Below are 22,033 nucleotides of genomic sequence, written 5' to 3' on the forward strand. Positions count from 1 at the left end.
ATATGGCGATCGATCTCGACGTCGCACTGGGAGCGGAGTTCGGCCAGGTCGAATTCTCCTGGACCGCAACCAATGTGCAGCTCTACAACCTGGCCCTGGGCGCCGGATCGGACCCGATGGATCCGCGGGAGCTGAGCTATGTGGTGGACGGCAAGCCGCAGGTACTACCGACCTTCGGCTGCGTCGCAGCCTCGTTCAACGAGGTGGACCCGCCGAAGGTGAGCTGGCCCGGTGTTGAGATCGACCTGGCCAAGATCCTGCACGCCTCGGAGAAGGTGACCGTGCCCGCGCCACTGCCTCCATCGGGCAGCGCCCGCGCGATCAGCCGGATCGTCGAGGTGTGGGACAAGGGCAAGGCTGCCGTGGTGGTGCTCGAGACCTCGGTGACCAGCACCGACGGCACGCCACTGTGGACGCAGCACCGGTCCATCTTCGCTCGCGGCGAGGGTGGCTTCGGCGGCGAGCGCGGGCCGTCGACGTCGAGCGAACTGCCCGACCGGGCACCGGATTTCGAAGTCGACATCCCTGTGTCCCCGCAGCAGGCACTGCTCTACCGGCTCTGCGGCGACCGCAACCCGCTGCACTCCGACCCGGCGTTCGCGGCCGCGGCGGGCTTCGACCGGCCGATCCTGCACGGCCTGTGCACCTACGGCATGACCTGCAAGGCAGCGGCGGACACCGCGCTGGACGGCGACGCCGGCGCGGTCCGTTCCTTCGGCGCCCGGTTCGCCGGCGTGGTCTTCCCCGGCGAGACGCTGCGGGCCCGGCTGTGGAAAGACGGCGATCGACTGGTGGGCAACGTGATCGCACCCTCGCGTGACGATGCCGCCATCCTCAATGATGTGGAGCTTGTTACGGCATAGCTACTTCGACCTGAAACGGGCTTCTGGTGAGCGTGGCTTGGAGTGGTCACGGCCGGGATGAGCGAGTCTGTCATGTGATTGAGCCTTCAGTTTCAGTGGACACCCGAGACAGCGGTGCACGGGTTCGCTGGGAGGAAGTGGGTATGTCCAGGGCTCACCTCGAGCGCCCCTGATCGAATGGGCGATCTACCAAGCCGGTGGGCCGGTGGGCGTCGAGATCGACGAGGGTGGCCACCGGAACGAACCGCCGTGGGCTGATTCCGGCCAGCCGCTGCCGACACATGGAGGCTGCCGCGGTCTTACCGGAAATGACTTCCCCGTCCTCACTCGGATCTGCAGATCAGCCCGGATCGCGGTGCGCCGTACACCTGACCGGAGACGTCATGGAAACGCCGGTCATCGGCACGGTGGCGAAGTTGACCTTCTCGACTTCGATGAGCCGGTACGCTTCCACCGTTCCGTTCGGAGGCGACGAAGCTGCGGATTTTTCAAAAGCTGCCGGCCCGAACGCAATTCAGCGTTCTCTTCGCTCAACAGCACCCGCTCAGGACGCTCGTCAGCATTAAGCGCCACACCATTATTGTCGGCGTCGGACACCTCGCCGGCGGGGCGCACCCAGCGGCCCAACGCTTGCTCACCCACACCGATCTCGGCGGCCACATGGGCACGGGCCGACCGGTCTCGACTACCAGGCGGCCCGCCTGCCCCTGAAACGCCGGGGCGTACGTCTTGCGCTTGCCCGACATACGGACATCCGCCTCACGGGAACAGCAGTACCACCAGTCACGTGTCCACTAGGAGTCCTCGGCGTCCACGGCCAGCGCACAACTCTTATCGTTATTGATAATGATTTTCATTTTCAGTATGGTGAGCTCTATGACCGCGCCTATGTGGATGGCATCTCCTCCAGAGGTTCATTCAGCTGCGTTGAGCAGCGGCCCTGGGCCCGGCCCACTGTTGTCCGCCGCCGGCGCATGGTCATTGCTGAGCCTTGAGTACACCGCGATCGCCGAAGCGCTGCGGGAATCGTTGGCCGCCACCGAGGCCGGGGCATGGCAGGGACCCAGCGCCGCGAGCTACCTCGCCGCGCATCTCCCGTACCTGGCGTGGCTGACCAAAGCCAGTGCCGACAGCGCCGCGCATGCCTCCCTGCACGAAGCAGCGGCTGCGGCCTACGTCACCGCGCTGGCGACCATGCCGACGTTGGCAGAGCTGGCCGCTAATCACGCCAGCCATGGTGTATTGGTCGCGACCAACTTCTTCGGCATCAACACCATTCCGATAGCGCTCAACGAAGCCGACTACCTCCGAATGTGGGTCCAGGCCGCGACCACTATGGCCACCTACGAAGCGGTGTCCGGCGCAGCATTGGCCTCGGCGCCGCAGCCGGCTGTAGCGCCAACGATCGTCGACCACAGTCACGACGACCACGAGCACGACGAGCACGACGACCACGAGCACGAGCACGAGCACGAGCACAACGACGACGACGACCTGGATGGCGGTCACAACCACGATCACGCCAGCGAGGGCCTGGATCCGACTGACCCGAGATGGTGGGTGGCCGTATGGGGCGAACTGGGCTACTACGCCGAAGTGCTGCTGATCGACCTGCTGACCAATCCTGGCGCGTTCATGACCGACCTCACCTGGATCATCGCCGACCTGACGTTCCATGCCGCCCAGCTCGCGCCGCTGCTTAGCCAGCTGGCCCCGGCGCTGCTGCAGACGGCGCTGGCCTTGTCCATCAGCAACCTGGGTTGGGCGGCGAGCCTTGCCGGCCTGGCAGGCCTAGCCGGAATTCAGCCGGCTTCCGTCCCGGTCGGCGCCGAACCGATCGCCCCGACCACACCTGCAACCGGCGCGTCGTTGGGTGCACCACCCGCTCCAGCGTCCACGACTGTCGGCACGCCTTCGCCGGCTTCGGTTCCCACCAGCGCTCCACCGAGTCCGATGCCACCACCGGCTCCACATCCGCCAGCAGGCGGGGGGTTCTTCCCGCCGTACGTTATCGGCCCTACGGGCGCAGTAACCCGGGCCAACGCCAAAGCCAGCTCCCGCAGCGCGAGCAAGGCATCGAATCCCGATCCGGCCACCGAAGACTCGACGGCGGCCGCTGCCGTACGGAGTCGGACCAGAAGCCGGCGGCGTCGAACTGCACCAGGGCACGCAGACGAATTCATCAAGGTGTACGCCGACAACACAGCACTCCCTAAACCCGAGCCCACATTGTCGACTCGCGTGTCGGCCAGTATCGCCGGTGGGCTGGGGATCTCCGGCACACATACCGAGGAGGATTCCCCTGCAGCGGGATTAACCACCTTGTCCGGTGATGACTTCGGTAGCGGGCCGACAATCCCGTTGCTACCCGAAAGCTGGCACGACAATGCCTAATAGCCCGCCTGTGAAATTACCGCCACAATTTGCAGAGCAGGGTGTTAAGGCATACATATATCCAAGCGTATATATGCGACTCCACCCATATCTGATTTCGGATAGATATGGACCGTTGCATATATGCAGTCATAACAATTTGACCAGTAGTCCCAACATAGATTGAGAGTGTGTAGATGAGTGATCACAACAACACAAGGCGGAAGAACAACGAGCTGCGTCGCGCAATAGGTGCAGGTAGCACAGTTGGTGCGCTTTTGGCATTTGGGATGTCGCCATTGATATCAGTGCCGGTTGTGCGCGCGGACGATCTCCTCATCGACCTGCCGGATTTCAGCACGCTATCCGATGTCAGCGGTCTGACCGATGCCAGTTTCCTATCAACGGACGTGCCCGGCTCGGCAGCGGAATCGGGTTTTAGCTGGGCCAATGTCTTTGACGCGACCTATGACAATCTCCATGCTGGAGCACAGGAATTCCTCGTTGACCCCGCCAATGCCGGGCTGCTTGAGTTGCTCAACGGCTTCGGCCTCTATGAGGCACTATTCGGGCGGCTGTTGATCGGCAACGGAATCGACGACTTCGCTGGCGCCAACACCTCGCTGTTCGGTTGGCTGCCCGGTATCGGCGACCTGGGCGACGGGGGGTTCCTGTTCGGTGACGGTGGTACCGGCACTGACGCCAGCTACCTCGACGGTGTTCTGAGCGCCGCCGGCGCGGGCGGCAATGCTGGGCTGATCGGCAACGGGGGCATCGGCGGCGTCGGTCTGGCCACCGGTTACTACGGTGGTGACACCTTGGTCGCAGCGACTGCTGGCGGGGCAGGAGGATCGGGTGGCCTGCTGGTCGGTGACGGCGGCGCCGGCGGCGTGGGTGGCCTGGGTCTGAATGGCAGCATCGCCGACGGCCTCGACGGTGGTGTCGGCGGCGCCGGTGGCGCGGGAGGGAACGCCTACTTCTACGGTTCCGGTGGTGCGGGCGGCAGGGGCGGCGCCGGCGGCAACGGCGCAGCGGGTGCTGACGGACAGATAGACCAGGTCGGCGGTGCTGGCGGCGACGGCGGTGTTGGTGGTGTCGGTGGAACGGGCGGCAACGGCGGGTGGGTCATCGGCCACGGCGGTGCTGCCGGTCGCGGAGGCAACGGCGGCTACGGCGGTGACGGCGGCGAGGGCGCCGACGCCGTAGCGCACAGTCATGACCACGACCATGATCACGGCGAACTCTTCATCCATGAGGCCACCGCTGGCGGGGCCGGCGGAAACGGCGGCAATGGCGGCGCTGCGGGCGAGGGCGGGCTGGCTCGCACGCTCTTCGGTACCACCTTCGGAACCACGGGTGCCGCTACGGCAGCAGGGATGGGGCGCGCCGGCGGTGACGGCGGCGGTGGCGGAGCCGGTGCCGTCGACGGCACCGACGTCCTCTCGGACGGAGCCGCTGGCGGCGTGGGCGGTTACGGCGGAAACGGTAGTACCGGTGGTGGCGGCGGCGCCGGTGGTGACGGCGGCGCCGGAATTACCGCCGGTGCTGGCGGTGCTGGCGGTAACGGCGGAATCGGCAGCGCAGTCCACGGCGGTGCCGGTGGCACCGGTGGTGCCGGTGGCAACGGAACCCATATCGGTGGTGCCGGTGGTGCCGGTGGAATCGGTGGCGACAGTGAGACACGCGATGGCGGGGCCGGCGGTGCCGGGGGTGCTGGCGGCAACTCTGCCGGTGCGACCATCACCTTGCCGGACACTACTGTGATCTCCGGGGCAGCGGGTAACGGCGGGGCCGGCGGTGACGGCGGCAACAACATCGGCACCCACGGCGCCGGTGGCGACGGCGGAGCCGGCGGTCGCGGCGGCAACGGCGTTGAGGCCCTAGCGCCTGGTGGTGCCGGCGGCCATGGCGGCCATGGCGGCGATTCCGGCGAGTTGTTGGGCGAAGCCGGTATCGCGGGTGGGCCGGCCAGTGGACCATTCGGAGGTATCGGTGGTACTGGCGGAGCCGGGCATGAGCACGATTCCAGCCATGACCACAGTGGGGAAGAACCGCCCATCAATCCCGACGAAGACGATGACCACGACCACGACCACGACCACGACCACGACCACGACCACTAACGTCGTAGTCGCTGGCGGAAGTCACCGCCTCTGAGGTCCTTCGGGGAGGGCCCCGCACGCCGGCCGTGCGGGGCCCTCCCGCCATTCGGTAAGTCGATCAGCCACCCCCGCCGTGTTACTGATGCCAAGCAATGAACTTCCGAGGCTAGTGTTACGGCGCACCTCCCGCCGTTTGGTCACGTTCCCGGCCAGGCGAAACGACGGCCCCAACCATGACGACCCCAACTATTCAGTGGAAAGACAGCGGCCGACTGGTGGGCAATGTGGTGGCGCGGGCACGGAAGGACGCCGTCATCCTCAACGATGGGGAGCTTGTTTCGGCCTAGGTTTCCCGGCAGCGCCCGCCTGAACCCAGGCAACCCTAATTGAAAATGACTTTCATCTTCGGATAATCTGTCCGGCATGACCGCGCCGGTATGGATGGCCTCGCCCCCCGAGGTGCATTCGGCTGCGCTGAGCAGCGGCCCGGGGCCCGGGGCATTGTTGTCTGCTGCCGGCGCGTGGTCGTCGCTGAGCTTGGAGTACACCGCGATCGCGGAGGCGTTGCGGGACCTGCTGGGAGCCACCCAGGCAGCGTCATGGCAGGGGCCTAGCGCCGAGCGCTATCTCGCCGCACACCTGCCCTACCTGGCCTGGTTGGCGACGGCCAGCGCGGACAGCGCCGCGCGAGCATCCCGACATGAAACGGCGGCCGCGGCCTACATCAGCGCGTTGACGGCCATGCCCACGATGCCCGAACTGGCGGCCAACCACGCTATCCACGGAATCTTGGTCGCCACCAACTTCTTTGGTGTCAACACCATCCCGATCGCGGTCAACGAAGCCGACTATGTGCGGATGTGGATCCAGGCCGCCACCACCATGGCGACCTACGAGGCGGTCTCCGGCGCAGCCGTGGCGTCAGCCCCACAGCTCGCCGTGGCACCGCCGATCGTCGGCTATGCCGAGGCCGATCACGATCACGACCACGACCACGATCACGACCACGACCACGACCACGACGGGATCCACGACGGCGATCTGGATCCGACCGACCCGGAATGGTGGAAAGACGTCTTCGGCGAAATGGGCGAGTGGGCCAAACTCATCATCAACGATCTGCTGACCGACCCGGCCGCGCTACTGACCGATCTCCCCATGATCATGGCCGATGTCACCTTCCACGCCAGTCAGCTCGCCGCCACCTTGAGCCAATTCGCGCCGGCGCTGCTGCAACCCGCGCTGGGCCTGGCGATCGGCAACCTGGGCTGGGCGGCCGGCCTGGCCGGACTGGCCGGAATTCAGCCTGCCCCGGTTCCGCTGGCCGTCGAGGCCGTACCTCCGGCCAATCCGCTGACCGCCGGGGGCTCGGCGGGTTCGTCCACCACCGTCGCCAACACCGCCGCGGCACCGGCCACGGGTGGCTCCATTTCGGCGCCGACCACCAGCGCAGCGCCGGCTGCGGCACCGCCTGCCGCTCCCCCCGCCGCTAGTAGCCCGGCGTTCTTCCCCCCGTATGTGATCGGGCCTCCCGGCGTCGCCGGCCAGGTGAGCGCCGTGGCCCGCCGCCATGCCGTGAAGAAGGCATCGAATCCCGACTCGGCCGCCGAGGATGCGGCCACCGCCGCCTCGGCACGGGATCGGTCCCGGGCCCGCCGACGCCGAGCCGCTCGCGGTCACGCGGACGCGCACATCTACGTCTATGCCGACGACACCCCCGACATCGGACCCGACGCCGCAACTCGCGCCTCCGACAGCAGTGCCGGTCGCCTGGGATTCGCTGCGGCGCAAGCCAAGCCTGGTCTGCCCGCGACGGGTTTGACCACGCTGGCGAGCGGCGGTCTCAACGACGGGCCGACCCTTCCGCTGTTGCCCGAGAGCTGGGGCGAACCCACCAACGATTGAGCGGTGCCGGGTTCCCCTCCCACCCAGCGTGAAGCCAACTTCACGTTCGGCGGGAAGCGACGGCGGCTAGCCCAGAATCAGGCCCGACGTCGGCACGCCGGTCCCGGCGGTCACCAGCACGTGCTCGACGCCATCGACCTGGTTGACCGAGGTACCGCGCAGCTGGCGCACACCCTCGGCGATGCCATTCATGCCGTGCACATAGGCCTCACCGAGCTGGCCGCCATGGGTGTTGATCGGCAGCCGGCCGCCGAGCTCGATGGCGCCGCCGGCGATGAAGTCCTTGGCCTCCCCCTTGCCGCAGAATCCCAACTCCTCCAGCTGGATCAGCGTGTACGGGGTGAAGTGGTCGTAGAGCACCGCGGTCTGGATGTCTGCCGGTGTCAGGCCGGACTGCGACCACAGCTGCTTGCCCACCAGGCCCATCTCGGGCAGCCCGAGCTCCTCGCGGTAGTAGGAGTACATGGTGAACTGGTCGGCCCCAGCGGCCTGTGCGGCCGCCTCGATGATCGCCGGACGGTGCTTGAGGTCGCGGGCCCGCTCCGGAGTGGTGACGACGATCGCCACCCCGCCGTCGGTCTCCTGACAGCAGTCCAGCAACCGCAACGGCTCGGCGATCCACCGCGAATTCTGGTGGTCCTCAATCGTGATCGGCTTGCCGTAGAAATGCGCCTTGGGGTTGGTCGCGGCGTGCTTGCGGTCGGCCACCGATACCACACCGAAATCCGCACTGGTGGCGCCGTATTCGTGCATGTAGCGCTGGGCGATCATCGCCACCGATGCCGCCGGAGTGCTCAGGCCGTGCGGGTAGGACCAGCTGTACTCCACGCCGCGCGAATCAGCGTTGACCGTCAAACCGGTCATCACCTGGCCGAACCGGAACTCCGAGCGCTCATTGAAGGCCCGGTACGCCACAACGACTTCAGCGACTCCGGTCGCCACCGCCAGGGCGGCCTGCTGCACGGTCGCCGCGGCGGCACCGCCGCCGTAACCGATCTGGGAGAAAAACGTCAGCTCACCTATCCCGGTGGCACGCGCGACGGCGGTCTCCAGGTTGGAGTCCATGGTGAAGGTGACCAGGCCGTCGACGTCGGCGGGCTTCAGGCCCGCATCGTCGAGGGCGTCGAGCACCGCCTCGGCCGCCAGACGCAGTTCGCTACGCCCGGACTCCTTGGAGAAGTCGGTGGCGCCGATTCCGGCGATAGCCGCCTTACCGGACAGCATCATTCCTCCCCGAGGGTGAGAGTGGCGGTAGCGATCACATGGTCACCAAGACTGTTGCTGCCCACGACCTTCACGGTGACCAGGCCGTCTTCCACCGCCGTCACCTCACCGGAGAAGGTGACGGTGTCATAGGCGTACCACGGCACACCCAGCCGCAGCCCGATCGAACGGATCACCGCGTTGGATCCCGCCCAGTCGGTGATGTAGCGCTGCACCAGGCCGGTGTCGGTCAAGATATTGACGAAGATGTCCTTGGAGCCCTTGGCCTGCGCCTTGTCCCGGTCGTGGTGCACGTCCTGGTAGTCGCGAGTGGCGATCGCCGTGGAGACGATGAAAGTCGGGTCACCGTAGATCTTCAGTTCGGGCAGCTTGGTGCCCACGTCGACAGTCGCAGCGCTCATGCCCCGTCTCCTTCCACAGGCTCCCAGGCGTACAGCGACCACGCCGGACCGACATCACTGGCGGGGAAATCGAGATAGGTTGCGCGGACAGGCATTCCGATCTTTACCGATGCCGCGTCGGCGCCGCGGAGCTCACCGAGCATGCGCACGCCCTCCTCGAGCTCGACCAGCGCGATCACGAACGGCAGGCTGCGGCCGGGGACCTTGGGCGCGTGGTGCACCACGTAGCTGAACACCGTTCCCTTACCGCTGGAAACGACATAGTCGGTGGTCTCCGTCTTGTCCTTCCAGACCGCCGGCACCGGCGGATGCTGCAGGCTGCCGTCCGGGCGGAGCTGGATGCGCAGCTCGTGTGCGGCCACCCCGTCCCAGAAGTACTGGGAGTCCCGTGACCATGACGGGCGCATCATCTTGTCGGGGTCGAGGTCCTCGGGCACCGCGGTTGAGGAGCCCGCGTTTTCCTTATCGGCGGGCAGGAATTTCAGGATGCGCCAATTCATGTCGGCGACGTTCTCTTCGCCTACCCACCAGCGGATCTTTTGAGTGACGAAGTACCCCTCACCCAGGCCGGTCTTCTTGGGGCCCACGATGTCGGTGACCTCCGCGGTGACGCTGACCTCTTCGCCGGGGCGCAGGTAGCGGTGGTAGGTCTGCTCGCAGTTGGTGGCCACCACGCCGACATAGCCCGCGCCGTCGAACAGTTCCATGACCTTGCCGAGCGGATCGTCCGCCGGACGCTCCCCGCCCAGGCCCATCATCGTCCACACCTGGATCATGGCCGGCGGAGCGACGACTCCGGGATGACCCGCGGCCCGCGCGGCTGCCTCGTCGGTATAGATCGGGTTGGCGTCGCCGATCGCGTCGACCCAATGGCGAATCATCGGCTGGTTCACCGGATCCCGGCCGGTCCGTGGTTTGCTGCGGCCCGACGCCAGTATCTGCTCGATCCCGGAGGAAATGTCGGTCATCACCTCTCCTCGACTCATCGTGAAACCCGCGGAACCTTCAGCCCAGAAGCGGCGATCATCTCGCGCATGACCTCGTTGACGCCGCCGCCGAAGGTGATCACCAGGTTGCGCTTGGCCATCTTGTCCAGCCAGACGAGGACTTCGGCGGTCTCGGGGTCCGCCGGGTTGCCGAATCTGCCGACGATCTCCTCAGCGAGGCGATTGACTTCCTGGATCCGCTCGGTGGAGAACACCTTGGTGGCCGCAGCGTCGGCGACGGCGATGTTCTCACCAGAGGATGCCACCTGCCAGTTGAGCAGCTCGTTGATACGCCAGATCGACTTGATCTGCGCCAGAAGATGTTTCACGTCGTCTTGCTCGATCGGCGTAACGCCGTCCGAACCGGGCTTGGACGCCCAGTGGTGTACCTGGTCGTAGATGCCGGCGATGCGACCGGCCGGACCCAGACCGACACGCTCGTGGTTGAGCTGCGTGGTGATGAGCTTCCAGCCACCGTTCTCCTCGCCGACCAGCATGTCGGCGGGTACGTGCACGTCGTTGTAGTACGTCGCGTTGGTGTGATGGGCCCCGTCGGACAGGATGATCGGGGTCCAGGAGTATCCGGGATCCTTCGTGTCGACGATGAGGATCGAGATGCCCTTGTGCTTGGCAGCGGTCGGGTCGGTTCGGCAGGCCAGCCAGATGTAGTCGGCGTCATGGGCGCCGGTGGTCCACATCTTCTGCCCGTTGACGATGTATTCATCGCCGTGCTTGACCGCGGTCGTGCGTAGTGACGCGAGGTCGGTGCCGGCGTCGGGCTCGGAGTAACCGATCGCGAAATGTACATCGCCGGAAAGAATTCCCGGCAGGAACTTCTTCTTCTGCTCTTCGGTGCCGAGCAATTGCAGCGTGGGACCGACAGTCTGCAAGGTGACCATCGGCAACGGGATGTCGGCCCGGTTGGCTTCGTTGATGAAGATCTGCTGCTCGAGTGGGCCGAATCCCAGGCCGCCGTACTCCTTGGGCCAGCCGACGCCCAACTTGCCGTCACTGCCCATCCGCTTGATCACGGCGCGGTAGGCCTCGTTGTGCCGATCCGACTCCATCGCCTGCGCCTCTTGCGGCGTGATGAGGGTCGAGAAGTACTCGCGCAGTTCGGCTTGCAGTGCCCGCTGCTCGGGTGTCAGGTCGATGAACATTTACGCTCCCACCAAATCGAGGCGGTGCACGGGACCGCCCAACAGCCGGGTCAAGTCTTTGATCGAAGAGTAGTAGCGGTCCATCGGGTACGTGATGTCCATGCCCATGCCGCCGTGCAGATGGTGGCAGAGTCGCATGGCCGGCGCAGCCTGCGATGTCAGCCAGTAGCCCAGGATCCCGAGGTCATCACCAGCGTCAAGACCTTGGGCCAACCGCCAAATCGATGACGTCGACAGCAAGGCGATGGTCCGCGAGGCGATGTACACCTCGGAAAGCTGCGCGGCCACTGTCTGGAACGTCGACAGGGGACGGCCGAACTGCTCGCGGGTGGCGACGTAGTCGGCGGTCAACCGCAGGGCGCCCGCCACCAGCCCGGCCCCGAACGCCCCGGTGGCGGCCAGCGCCAACTGGTTGACCCGGGCAACGCTGGCGCCGTCGAGCACGTCGGCGTCCGCGATCGCGACGTCGGCGAACGTCACCACGTATTCGTCGGATCCGTTGGAGGTCGGGGTCTTGGTGACCGTGACACCGTCGGCGTCCGGGGCGACCACCACCACCGCCTTGTCAGCCGTGACGATCAGCCGAGTCGCCGTCTGGGCATAGGGAACACCGGTCTTGGTGCCGTTGAGCTTTCCGCCCGCAAAGCTGGTCGCGGGGTGCTCCGGCAACTGTCGGCCAGGTTCGTTCAGCGCGGCCGACAGCACCGCGCCGGCGGGCACACCGGACAGATACCGGTCCTGCTGGGCATCGGACGCCAGCTCCAGCAGTGGAATCAACCCCAGGCCCAACGTTGCCAGTGCAGGACCGATGGTGCCATGACGGCCGATCTCGGTCAGCGCGGTGGCCAGCTCCGACAGGCCCAGACCGTCGCCACCGAGTCGCTCTGGCACACCCAGCGCTGCGACCCCGCCGGCTACCAGCGCATCCCAGCTGTTGTCTCGGTCGAGCACCGACGTCACCACATCGGCGACAGCCTGCTGCTCCGGGTTCGGTGTGAAGTCCACCCGAATCCTCCTTGATTCGTTGGGCCGTCAGTCAGGTCAGTGCGCGACCGGGCACGCACCCGAGTAGTCGACAGGCCAGTGCTTGATGCCGTTGAGCCAGCCGGACTTCAACCGCTCGGGGTCGCCCATCGGCTTCAGGTCGGGCATGTGGTCGGCGACCGCGTTGAAGATCAGGTTGATGGTCAGGCGGGCCAGGTTGGCACCGATGCAGTAGTGCGCCCCGGTGCCGCCGAAGCCGACGTGCGGGTTCGGGTCACGAAGGATGTTGAAGGTGAACGGGTCGTCGAACACCTCCTCGTCGAAGTTGGCCGAACGGTAGGACATCACCACACGGTCGCCGGCCTTGATCTTGACGCCGTCGATCTCGGTGTCTTGGCTCGCGGTGCGCTGGAATGCCGAAACCGGGGTGGCCCAACGGATGATCTCGTCCACGGCGGTCTGCGGCCGTTCCCGCTTGAACAGCTCCCACTGGTCGGGGTTCTGCGAGAACGCGACCATGCCGTGCGTGATCGAGTTGCGGCTGGTCTCGTTGCCGGCAACCGCCAGCATGATGACGAAGAAGCCGAACTCGTCATCGCTGAGCTTCTCGCCGTCGATGTCGGCCTGGATCAGCTTGGTCACGATGTCGTCGGTGGGGTTCTTGCCCCGCTCCTCGGCCATCTTCATGGCGTAGGTGATGACCTCGAACGATGACATCGCCGGGTCGACGTCGGCGTACTCCGGGTCCTCGCCGGCGGTCATCTCGTTGGACCAGCGGAACAACTTGTCCCGGTCGTCCTGGGGCACACCGAGCAGTTCGGCGATGGCCTGCAGCGGCAGTTCGCAGGACACCTGCTCGACGAAGTCGCCGGTGTTGGACGCCGCGGCAGTCTGGGCGATCTTCTGCGCCCGCGCCTTCAGCTCGTCCTCGAGCCGCGAGAGGGCCCGGGGGGTGAAGCCCCGGGAGATGATCTTGCGCAGCCGGGTGTGGTGCGGCGCGTCCATGTTCAGCAGGACCGCCCGCTGCAGGTCAACCGCCTCGCGGGTCATCTCCTGCGGCCAAACCGGGATCGCGCCGTTCATGGCGCTGGAGAAGACGTCGCTGCGCAGCGAGACGTCCTTGACGTCCTTGTGCTTGGTCACCAGCCAGTAACCCTTGTCGCCGAAGCCTCCGGTTCCGCCGGGAACGTCGACCCAACGCACCGGTTCGGACTTACGCAGCTCGGCGAGTTCCTTGACCGGGAGGCCCTGCAGGCTCATCTCGGAATCGAGGAAGTCGAAGTCGCTGGGGATGGCGGGGCAGCCCATGTGTCTACTCCTAGAGTGATCTGTTAGTAGGTTCGACGACGCAGGAACAACGCCGTCTAGTGCCTGATTGCGACCATTGAAACACGGCCCGACCGCAGATCAAAGGCGGTGCTGCATCGTCGCTTGTCAGACTAATGAAACGTGTTCTAGCCTGGCCGCATGGGTAATCCTGTCATCGTCGAAGCCACCCGCAGCCCCATCGGTAAACGTAATGGCTGGTTGTCCGGCCTGCACGCCACCGAACTTCTCGGGGCGGTCCAGAAGGCATTGGTCGCGAAGGCCGGGATCGACGCGGGAAGCGTCGAGCAGGTCATCGGCGGCTGCGTCACGCAGTTCGGCGAGCAGGGCAACAACGTCACCCGGCAGTCGTGGCTGGTGGCCGGGCTGCCCGAGCACGTCGGCGCCACCAGCATCGACTGCCAGTGCGGCAGCGCGCAGCAGGCCAACCACCTGATCGCCGGCCTCATCGCCACCGGCGCCATCGACATCGGCATCGCCTGCGGCATCGAGGCCATGAGCCGCGTCCCGCTGGGCGCGAACGGCGGCGGTGCGCGAGCGGCGTCCTGGGACATCGACCTGCCCAACCAGTTCGAGGCGGCCGAGCGCATCGCCAAGCGCCGGGGCATCACCCGCGCCGACCTGGACGCCCTGGGGCTGCGGTCCCAGCAGCTGGCCAAGCAGGCCTGGGCCGAGGGCCGGTTCGACCGGGAGATCTCCCCGATCGAGGCCCCGGTGATCGACGAGAACAAGCAACCCACCGCCGAGCTGAACATCGTCAGCCGCGACCAGGGCCTGCGTGACACCACGGCCGAGGGCCTCGCGGCGCTCAACCCCGTCATGGAGGGCGGCTCACACACCGCCGGTACCTCGTCTCAGATCTCCGACGGCGCCGCCGCGGTGCTGTGGATGGACGAGGACAAGGCCAAGGCGTTGGGCCTGCGGCCGCGGGCCCGGATCATCAGCCAGGCCAACGTCGGCGCCGAGACCTACTACCACCTGGACGGCCCGGTGCAGTCCACCGCTCGGGTGCTGGAGAAGGCCGGGATGAAGATCGGCGATATCGACCTGGTCGAGATCAACGAGGCGTTCGCCTCGGTGGTGCTGTCCTGGGCCGCGGTGCACAAGCCGGACATGGATCGGGTCAACGTCAACGGCGGGGCGATCGCGCTGGGCCACCCGGTGGGTTCCACCGGCAGCCGGCTGATCACCACGGCGCTGCACGAGCTCGAGCGCACCGACAAGTCGACCGCGCTGATCACCATGTGTGCCGGCGGAGCGCTGTCCACCGGCACCATCATCGAGCGCATCTAGTGGCCTCGGTTCCGGAGGCTGACCGCATCGCGGCGGCCCAGGCCTACATCGACGCCCTGGTCAGTCACGACGCCTCGGCGGTTCGGTTCAGCCCGGACTGTGTCCGGATCGAGGTCGGACTCAAGACCGGTTTCTCCGGAAATCATTTGCGGCGCAGCCTCAACCGCGGTCCGCAGTTCCGGTTGATCTCGGCGGCCACGCTGCCCAAGTACAGCATCGACGGCGACGACGTGCGGGCGGTCTACGACATCATCACCAAGCCGTCGCTGTTCGGGGTCCGGGTCTGCTCGCATGTCGACGAGGTTTTCCGGATCCCTGCTGACAGCGCGGACGGCACGGCCGTGATCCACCACATCCGCGCGGGGATTCGTCCGTTCATCCACCGTTAGAGTGAGCCCGTGAGCAACCCAGACACACCAGAAAAGCCGAAGTCGCTGGATTCGCCAGTCACCGGAACGGTGATCAAGTGGATGTCGCGAGCCAACACCTGGGCCTACAAGGCGACCGGTGGCCGGGTCGGCGGTAAATGGCGGTTGGGCACCAAGCATTTCGGTGAGGTTCCCGAGGTCGGCATCCTCACCACCACCGGACGCAAGTCCGGTCAGCCGCGCGAGTCCCCACTGTTGTTCCTGCGCGAAGGTGACCGAGTGATCCTGGTGGCCTCCCAGGGCGGGCGTGCCACCAATCCGATGTGGTACCTGAACCTGAAGACCAATCCGCAGGTGTCCTTCCGGATCCGCAGCGAGGTGCTCATCCTGCGTGCCCGCGACGCCAGCGAGGCCGAGCGGGCCGCCTACTGGCCCAAGCTCGACAAGATGTACCCGGACTTCGTCAACTACCGGGCCTGGACCGATCGGGAGATCCCGATCGTCATCTGCGAGCCCTAGCAGCGACCTCGCGCGGGCTGCGAATCAGACCAGCCGACAACGAGAGCCCCGCACACCCGGTGTGCGGGGCTCTCGTTGTCGAGACGCTTAAGGCGTCTTGCCGCTCGCGCCGGTCGTGCCGTTGGTGGCGCCGCCGGCCATAGTCGCGTTGTCGGACTGGGCAAGCGCAGCTCTGCCACTGTCACTGTGCGGCAGTGCGCCCCCAAGAGCATCGGCAAAATTGCCGAAATCGCGCTGGTATCGTGGCGCCGAGACTGGGCGGTAACTTAGCGGTAAAAGTACCTAGACGACAGGAAGCAAGCCTTACGACTGCACAACTGCATGGATGCACAGCTGATCCATCCGGGGGGAATGGAGGGCTTGCCCGCGTGCGCGGGCGTCCTTGCCTCTGAGAGACGGTAAATGATGTCGAATGCGAATGTGGCGCTTTCGTCGCCTTCCCCACCTCGCACGGTCCTCGTGGTCAGCCCCGGAGACTCGCGGCCGCAATGGCAGCCTCCGACAGAGTCCTTGACCACCGGGCTCTCGTGGCTGGAAAGCACGCTCGCCGAAGTTGTTGCCGCCCATCGTGGTGAACGTCTGATGGACCAAGACCACAAGGGCAAGTTCGCCGTCGGGTTCGCCGACGCCGGCGACGCAGCCGCTTGTGCCATTGCATTGCAGCACGCCCCCTCGGCACCGATCCGTCCGCGGATCGCCGTGCACGCCGACAAGATCTCGGTGACCGAGCCGTGGGCGCACCCGCATTCGCTGGTGAATCGCGCCGCACGGCTCTGCGATCTCGCCCATAGCGGTCAGACGTTGTTGTCGGAGACGGCCCAGCGGTTGCTGGCTGACCGACTCCCACCAGAGGCTTGGCTGATCGATCTGGGCGTGTTTCGACTGCGCGGCATACCGTATCCGGAGCGGGTGGCGCAGCTCTGCCACCGCGAGCTTGTCATCGACTTTCCGCCGCTTCGAACCGGAAATGCGGTGCACGAGCCCTACTTTCCGACGCCGCTGACGAGTTTCGTCGGGCGCGATACGGAGTTGACCGAGCTGCGGCGGCTGGTTGACGGCAACCGCCTTGTGACGCTGACCGGCTCCGGCGGTGTCGGCAAGACACGGCTCGCGCTGCAACTGGCCGAGGAGTTTGTCGACCGGTTCCGCGATGGAGCATGGTGCGTGGACCTGGCGCCCATCACCGATCCGGAGCTGGTTCCCGAGCGAGTGACGCACATGCTGGGCCTGCCGGACCGACCGGACCGCCCCCCGGTCGACACCCTCGTCCGCTTCATCGCGGACCGCCAATTGCTGCTGGTGCTCGACAATTGTGAGCATCTACTGGACGCGTGCGCGCAGTTGACCGCGACGCTGTTGGCCGCCGGTGCAGAGCTGACCATCCTGGCGACGAGTCGCGAGCCCATCGGGGTAGCCGGCGAAGTGACCTGGAAGACCCCTTCACTCTCGCTCGTCGACGAGGCTGTCGAGTTGTTCCGGCAGCGCGCTCGGCTGGTCCGGCCCGGATTCACCGACACCGACGGAGATGCCGCCTTAGTAGCCGAGATCTGTCGGCGCCTGGACGGGGTGCCATTGGCCATCGAGCTCGCCGCGACGCGGGTTCGGGCGTTGTCGCTGGCCGAGATCGCCGACGGACTGGACGAGCGGTTCCAACTGTTGACCGGCGGTGCGCGCACGGTGGTCCCACGCCAGCAGACACTGCGGGCTTCCGAGGACTGGTCGCACGACTTGTTGAGCGAACCCGAGCGCGTGGTGTTTCGCCGTTTGGCGCCATTTCGTGGCGGTTTCGACATCGATGCCGCCCACGCCGTCGCCGGCGGCACTGACCTGCCGCGCGGACAGATCATCGACAAACTCACGCAGCTGGTCGACAAATCGCTGGTGATAGCCGACAGCACCGGAGAGTCGACGCGCTTCCGGATGTTGCAGACCGTGCAGCAGTACGCCCTGGAAAAGCTTGAACAGGCCGGGGAATCAAAGGCCATCCGGGCGCGCCACCGTGATCACTACACGGCCCTGTTCGGCTCCGAGGTGACCGCCGGATACGGCTGGCACATCGCGCAGGCGGAACTCGAGATCGACAACCTCAGGGCCGCCTTCACCTGGAGCCGCCAGCATGGCGAGCTGGAACTTGCCGCGCGTCTCGCCTCATCACTACTCCCGCTGTGGATCCATAGCCGGACCTTAGAAGGGCTGGCATGGTTCAACGCCGTGCTCGTCGTCGGCGACGCGATGGCGCCTGGCGCGCGCGCCCGCGCGCTTGCGGACAAGGCCATCTTCGACGCGTTGATCGGGAACTACGGGCAGGTCGAACGAGCAGAGGAAGCAGTCTCGATAGCACAGAATCTCGATGAACCGGGACTGCTCGCGTGGGCGCTGGCCGCCTGCGGCTTCACCTGTAGCTACAACCCCGAGCTCGCGCTGCCCTACTTTGAGCAGGCCATCGCGCTTTCCCCGGCAATGAACGACGACTGGCGGTTGAGCCAGTTGTATGGCGTACAGGCGTATTCGGCGTTCGTGGCCGGGGATCTGGACACGATGCGCCAAGCCGCGGAGAAAGGAGCAACCCTCGGCGACGCGGTCGGTGACTGGTCGGTTGCGCGACTGTGCCGCCTTTGCCTGGGACTGGCGCACCTGCACCGCGCAGAGCTCCCATTGGCCGCCGAGCAGGCCCGACAGGTAGCCATGGAGGCCGAGGCCGCACACGATCCACTGTTCAGCTCCCAGAGTCTGACAGTCCTGGCCGAAGCCCTTGCGTGCCAAGGCGATATCCGCGGGGCGCACGCGGCAGCGGGCGCATGTGTCGAGGCCGCGGCCGAACTCATCGACTTCCACCGCGCGTTCGGATTCGGCGCGGTCGCGGACACGCTGTTGGCCGCCGGCGATGTGCCCGGCGCAATCCGTGCAGCTGAGGCGGCATGTGACGCGTGCGAGCTGCCCCAACTGCTGGCCATCAACGGCAATCCGGTCGCCCGGGTCGCACTGGCATCCGGCGACTTGGTCGCGGCGCGCCGTTGGGCTGACGAGGCACTGTCCGTGGGTTCGGGAATCCACCGAATACTGCTGCTGGAGATACGCGGCCGGGTGGCCATGGCCGAAGGCGAGTTCGAGCAGGCCGAGCGGGACGCACGCGACGCGCTGGCGATCGCGGCGCACACCGAGGCATTTCTGGGCGCCCCGGATCTGATCGAATTGCTGGCAGCATTGGCCACTACCGCAGGGCGACACCACGACGCAGCACGCATGTTCGGCTCAGCAGCCGGTGCCCGTAGTCGCACCGGCGCGGTCCGCGCCAAGGTCTACGACGCGGACTACGAAACCGCTGCGGACACGTTGCGAGAAGCGATGCAGCAGAATGATTTTGAGCGTCGTTGGGCTCAGGGCGAGGCGATGTCGACGACTGAGGCCATCGCCTACGCATGCCGCGGCGACGAAAAGGCCAAGGGCGAATCCAAACGCCCTTCCAGCGGTTGGGCATCGCTGACGCCGGCCGAACGCAATGTCGTCCGGCTCATCAGTGCCGGTCTCCGCGACAAAGACATCGCCGCCGAACTGAGCGTTTCACCACGAACGGTGCATTCGCATCTGAACCGGATCTACACCAAGCTCAACATCTCGTCCCGCTTGCAACTCGCCCAAGTGGCGGCGCAACATACCTGACCCGGCAGCGTTGCCCCGACCTATCAGGCGATGCGGGACTCGGGCTCCACGTACGCCCACTGCTTCCAGTGCCGGTATTCCTCGGCGGTCAGTTCCCGGCCGAGCAAGGTGGTGACGGCGGCGTCGTGCTCCAGGTAGAGCTCCTGGTTACGTCGCCACGCCGGCAGGTAGCGGTAGAACGGCAACCACGGGTGCAGATGATGGATCAGGTGGTAATTCTGGGACAGGCTCAGCGGAGCCATCAGCCATTCCATCCCCACCCGAAGTCGGCTGGCCCGATAACGATCCTCACGCTGGGTGACGTCGATGCCGTGGTGCGGCAGCCAGTCGAACGCCCAGCCGATGATGAAGAGACCGAGGCGCTGCGGGATCAACACCACCTCCGCGAGCAGCCAGAAGTGGTCGGTGAGGATCGCCGCGACGGTCATGACGATCGTCAGCGTGAACAGCACCGAGGTTTCGGCGAGCTCGGCAACCGGACGCCGCCAGGAATGGCGTATCCGCGGCCACAGCTTGCGGACGTACCAGGTCGCGTTGAACAGGTCCATCAGCGCCCAGCGGAACGGCAGCTGCCAGGTGGGCGCGTGGGTGGCGAACATGTCGGGATCACGCTCAGGATCATTGGTGTGGCGGTGATGCTCGCCGTGGACGTAACCGAAAGCCGGTAACGAGAACGGCAGCACCACCAACAGCCAAGCCACCCTGCCGACCACGGCGTTGACCCAGCGCACCGAGCAAAACGAACGGTGCAGGGCTTCGTGCGCCACCGAGAACAACACATACGTCACCAGGGTGCTCACCGGTATGACGACCCAGGCCGAAAGTGATCCGCGGGCCGCGCCGATGGCCACCAGCACGAATACGGTGACGCCGGCCACCCCGAGCCCGAATGTGGGCCACGAGAAAGTCGGTACGCCTTCGCCGGGGTGTGGGTGGCGCCGACGCCGTACTGCCGCGGGTCGGTGGTCTTCCACCTCGAGCACCGACACGTGACCTCCAGCAGCTGGACATGAACAACGAGCGCGTCACCTAAGAGCAGGTGAAAGGTTACGTCGCTTCCCGATGAGGGCCGGGCCACAACGCATACTTGTCCGGCTAAGTAAGTATCACAATATTGACGCCCGCGTATAACAGCGCAGGTCCGCGCATCGAGACTTCCGTCTCCTTGAGGCGCTACGCCCCATACACCGGCACCGGCGGCCGCGACTGGCCCAGCAGCTCGGTGACGACCGGCCCCAGCTCGGCGGGATCCCAGCGCGAGCCCTTGTCAGCCTGCGGCCCGTGCGCCCAACCCTCGGCGACCCGGATCTTGCCGCCTTCGACCTCGAAGACCTTGCCGGTCACGTCGCGCGACTCGACACTGCCAAGCCAGACCACCAGCGGGCTCACGTTCTCCGGCGCCATTGCGTCGAAGGCGTCGCCCTGGGTGGCCATCATGTCGGCGAAGACCGTCTCAGTCATTCGGGTCCGTGCCGACGGGGCGATGGCGTTGGCGGTGACGCCATAGCGGCCCATCTCGGCGGCCGCGACCAGGGTCAGTGCGGCGATGCCGGCCTTGGAGGCGCTGTAGGTGGCCTGCCCGACGCTGCCCTGCAGGCCCGCGCCCGAGCTGGTGTTGATGATCCGGGCGTCGACGGTCTCGCCGCCCTTGACCTTGGCCCGCCAGTACGCGGCAGCGTGCTTCATCGTGGCGAAGTGACCCTTGAGGTGCACCGCGGTGACGGCGTCGAATTCCTCTTCGGTGGCGTTGGCGAACATCCGGTCGCGGACGATGCCGGCGTTGTTGACCAGCACGTCGAGCGTGCCGTAAGTGTCGACAGCCTGCTTGATCAGAGCCTCGGCCTGGCCCCAGTCGGCGACGTTCGAGCCGTTGGCGACGGCCTCGCCACCGGCGGCGACGATCTCGTCGACCACGTTCTGGGCGGCGCTGCCGCCGCCGGCCGGCGAACCGTCCAGGCCGACGCCGATGTCGTTGACCACGACCCGGGCGCCCTCGGCGGCAAAGGCCAGCGCGTGCGCCCGCCCGATTCCACCGCCCGCTCCGGTGACGATGACCACGCGGCCGTCAAGAAGTCCCATGAGTGCTCTCTCCTTATTTGTTAGCGCTGGAAGCGTCGAGGTAAGCGGGGTTCTCGCCGCCACCGTGCACGGTCAGGCTGGCACCGCTGACATAGGACGCCAGTTCGGAACTCAAAAATGCGGCCGTCCAACCGATTTCGGATGGCTTGGCCAGCCGGCCCAGCGGCACGGTGGCGCCGACGGCAGCCACCGATTCGGCGTCGCCGTAGAACAGTTCGGACTGCTCGGTCTCGACCATGCCCACCACGATCGAGTTCACCCGCACCTTCGGCGCCCATTCGACGGCCAGCGACGTGGTCAAGCTATCCACCCCAGCCTTGGCCGCGCCGTAGGCGGCGGTCCCCGGAGACGGCCGGCGGCCACTGACGCTGGTGATGTTGACGATCACGCCCCCACCGTCTTGGTTCTGCATGACCGCGTTGGCGTGGGTGGACACGTACAGGGCGCTGAGCAGGTTCAGCTCGATGATCTTGCGGCTGAAGTTGGCCGACGCGTCGGCGGCCAACGCGAACGGGGACCCACCGGCGTTGTTGACCACGGCGTCGATCCGGCCGTGCCTGGCAACGATCGCCTCGATCAGGCCCCGCACCGCGTCGTCGTCGCGGACGTCGCAGGAATGGAACTCATACGGCGAACCGTCCACCGGGCGTCGGGCGCAGGTCACCACCGTTGCGCCCTGATCGGCGAACACGGCGCTGATGCCTGCACCGACCCCCCGGACGCCACCGGTCACCAGCACCACCTTGCCGGTCAATCCGAGGTTGATAGCGGCAGCCGCAGAGTCAGACAC

General features: G+C 66.3%; 17 protein-coding genes. 8 read left to right on the plus strand and 9 right to left on the minus strand.

The features are described 5' to 3' along the window. Positions 1 to 2: 2 nt before the first annotated feature. The 4 genes from ACKY0W_RS19365 (at position 3) to ACKY0W_RS19380 (ending at position 7,243) form a co-directional block, all read left to right on the plus strand. Entirely contained in the window at positions 3 to 863 is an 861-nt protein-coding gene (locus ACKY0W_RS19365; protein ID WP_409435406.1) for a MaoC/PaaZ C-terminal domain-containing protein, read from the plus strand. Between the two features lie 876 nt (positions 864 to 1,739). Continuing rightward, positions 1,740 to 3,257, plus strand: a complete 1,518-nt coding sequence (locus ACKY0W_RS19370) for a PPE domain-containing protein (protein ID WP_409435407.1) — start codon at positions 1,740 to 1,742, stop codon at positions 3,255 to 3,257. Positions 3,258 to 3,553: 296 nt separating this feature from the next. After that, positions 3,554 to 5,359, plus strand: a complete 1,806-nt coding sequence (locus ACKY0W_RS19375) for a PE family protein (protein ID WP_409435408.1) — start codon at positions 3,554 to 3,556, stop codon at positions 5,357 to 5,359. A 402-nt stretch (positions 5,360 to 5,761) separates the two neighbouring features. Beyond that, complete coding sequence (locus ACKY0W_RS19380; RefSeq protein ID WP_409435409.1) at positions 5,762 to 7,243, plus strand: PPE domain-containing protein; 1,482 nt, start codon at positions 5,762 to 5,764, stop codon at positions 7,241 to 7,243. A 66-nt stretch (positions 7,244 to 7,309) separates the two neighbouring features. On the opposite strand, the gene ACKY0W_RS19385 is transcribed toward ACKY0W_RS19380, so the two are convergent. The 6 genes from ACKY0W_RS19385 to ACKY0W_RS19410 are packed head-to-tail and all read right to left on the minus strand — an operon-like array spanning position 7,310 to position 13,306. Continuing rightward, the gene (locus ACKY0W_RS19385; RefSeq protein WP_409435410.1) at positions 7,310 to 8,467 is read right to left on the minus strand and encodes a lipid-transfer protein; all 1,158 of its coding nucleotides are present in this window, start codon (positions 8,465 to 8,467) and stop codon (positions 7,310 to 7,312) included. After that, positions 8,467 to 8,868, minus strand: coding sequence for a MaoC family dehydratase (locus tag ACKY0W_RS19390; protein WP_409435411.1), 402 nt, complete (start codon positions 8,866 to 8,868; stop codon positions 8,467 to 8,469). The genes ACKY0W_RS19385 and ACKY0W_RS19390 overlap by 1 nt, the downstream gene beginning before the upstream one ends. Next, the gene (locus tag ACKY0W_RS19395) at positions 8,865 to 9,836 is read right to left on the minus strand and encodes a bifunctional MaoC family dehydratase N-terminal/OB-fold nucleic acid binding domain-containing protein (protein WP_409435412.1); all 972 of its coding nucleotides are present in this window, start codon (positions 9,834 to 9,836) and stop codon (positions 8,865 to 8,867) included. The genes ACKY0W_RS19390 and ACKY0W_RS19395 overlap by 4 nt, the downstream gene beginning before the upstream one ends. Positions 9,837 to 9,850: 14 nt before the next feature. After that, positions 9,851 to 11,014, minus strand: a complete 1,164-nt coding sequence (fadE29, locus tag ACKY0W_RS19400; RefSeq protein WP_409435413.1) for an acyl-CoA dehydrogenase FadE29 — start codon at positions 11,012 to 11,014, stop codon at positions 9,851 to 9,853. Then, positions 11,015 to 12,019, minus strand: coding sequence for an acyl-CoA dehydrogenase family protein (locus ACKY0W_RS19405; protein ID WP_409435414.1), 1,005 nt, complete (start codon positions 12,017 to 12,019; stop codon positions 11,015 to 11,017). A 36-nt stretch (positions 12,020 to 12,055) separates the two neighbouring features. Continuing rightward, entirely contained in the window at positions 12,056 to 13,306 is a 1,251-nt protein-coding gene (locus ACKY0W_RS19410; RefSeq protein ID WP_409435415.1) for a cytochrome P450, read from the minus strand. 159 nt (positions 13,307 to 13,465) lie between these two features. On the opposite strand from ACKY0W_RS19410, the gene ACKY0W_RS19415 reads away from it, so the two are divergent. The 4 genes from ACKY0W_RS19415 to ACKY0W_RS19430 all read left to right on the plus strand — a co-directional run bounded on the left by ACKY0W_RS19415 (position 13,466) and on the right by ACKY0W_RS19430 (position 19,164). Beyond that, positions 13,466 to 14,617, plus strand: coding sequence for a steroid 3-ketoacyl-CoA thiolase (locus ACKY0W_RS19415; RefSeq protein ID WP_406759749.1), 1,152 nt, complete (start codon positions 13,466 to 13,468; stop codon positions 14,615 to 14,617). Further along, complete coding sequence (locus ACKY0W_RS19420; protein ID WP_409435416.1) at positions 14,617 to 15,006, plus strand: hypothetical protein; 390 nt, start codon at positions 14,617 to 14,619, stop codon at positions 15,004 to 15,006. Before ACKY0W_RS19415 ends, ACKY0W_RS19420 begins: the two co-directional genes overlap by 1 nt. An 81-nt stretch (positions 15,007 to 15,087) precedes the next feature. Further along, positions 15,088 to 15,504, plus strand: coding sequence for a nitroreductase family deazaflavin-dependent oxidoreductase (locus ACKY0W_RS19425; RefSeq protein ID WP_409437858.1), 417 nt, complete (start codon positions 15,088 to 15,090; stop codon positions 15,502 to 15,504). Positions 15,505 to 15,924: 420 nt separating this feature from the next. After that, on the plus strand, positions 15,925 to 19,164 hold the full coding sequence (locus tag ACKY0W_RS19430) for a helix-turn-helix transcriptional regulator (protein WP_409435417.1): 3,240 nt from the start codon (positions 15,925 to 15,927) through the stop codon (positions 19,162 to 19,164). Positions 19,165 to 19,187: 23 nt separating this feature from the next. Here the strand turns inward: ACKY0W_RS19430 and ACKY0W_RS19435 are convergent, their stop codons facing one another. The 3 genes from ACKY0W_RS19435 to ACKY0W_RS19445 form a co-directional block, all read right to left on the minus strand. Continuing rightward, positions 19,188 to 20,153, minus strand: a complete 966-nt coding sequence (locus tag ACKY0W_RS19435; RefSeq protein WP_406759745.1) for a fatty acid desaturase — start codon at positions 20,151 to 20,153, stop codon at positions 19,188 to 19,190. Positions 20,154 to 20,337: 184 nt separating this feature from the next. Beyond that, entirely contained in the window at positions 20,338 to 21,243 is a 906-nt protein-coding gene (locus ACKY0W_RS19440) for an SDR family oxidoreductase (RefSeq protein WP_409435418.1), read from the minus strand. 13 nt (positions 21,244 to 21,256) lie between these two features. Further along, positions 21,257 to 22,033 (minus strand): SDR family oxidoreductase, encoded by a 777-nt coding sequence (locus tag ACKY0W_RS19445; protein ID WP_409435419.1) that lies wholly within the window; start codon positions 22,031 to 22,033, stop codon positions 21,257 to 21,259.

Origin of the sequence: Mycobacterium sp. SMC-14 (genome assembly GCF_046250075.1) — a bacterium.
Classification (GTDB): domain Bacteria; phylum Actinomycetota; class Actinomycetes; order Mycobacteriales; family Mycobacteriaceae; genus Mycobacterium.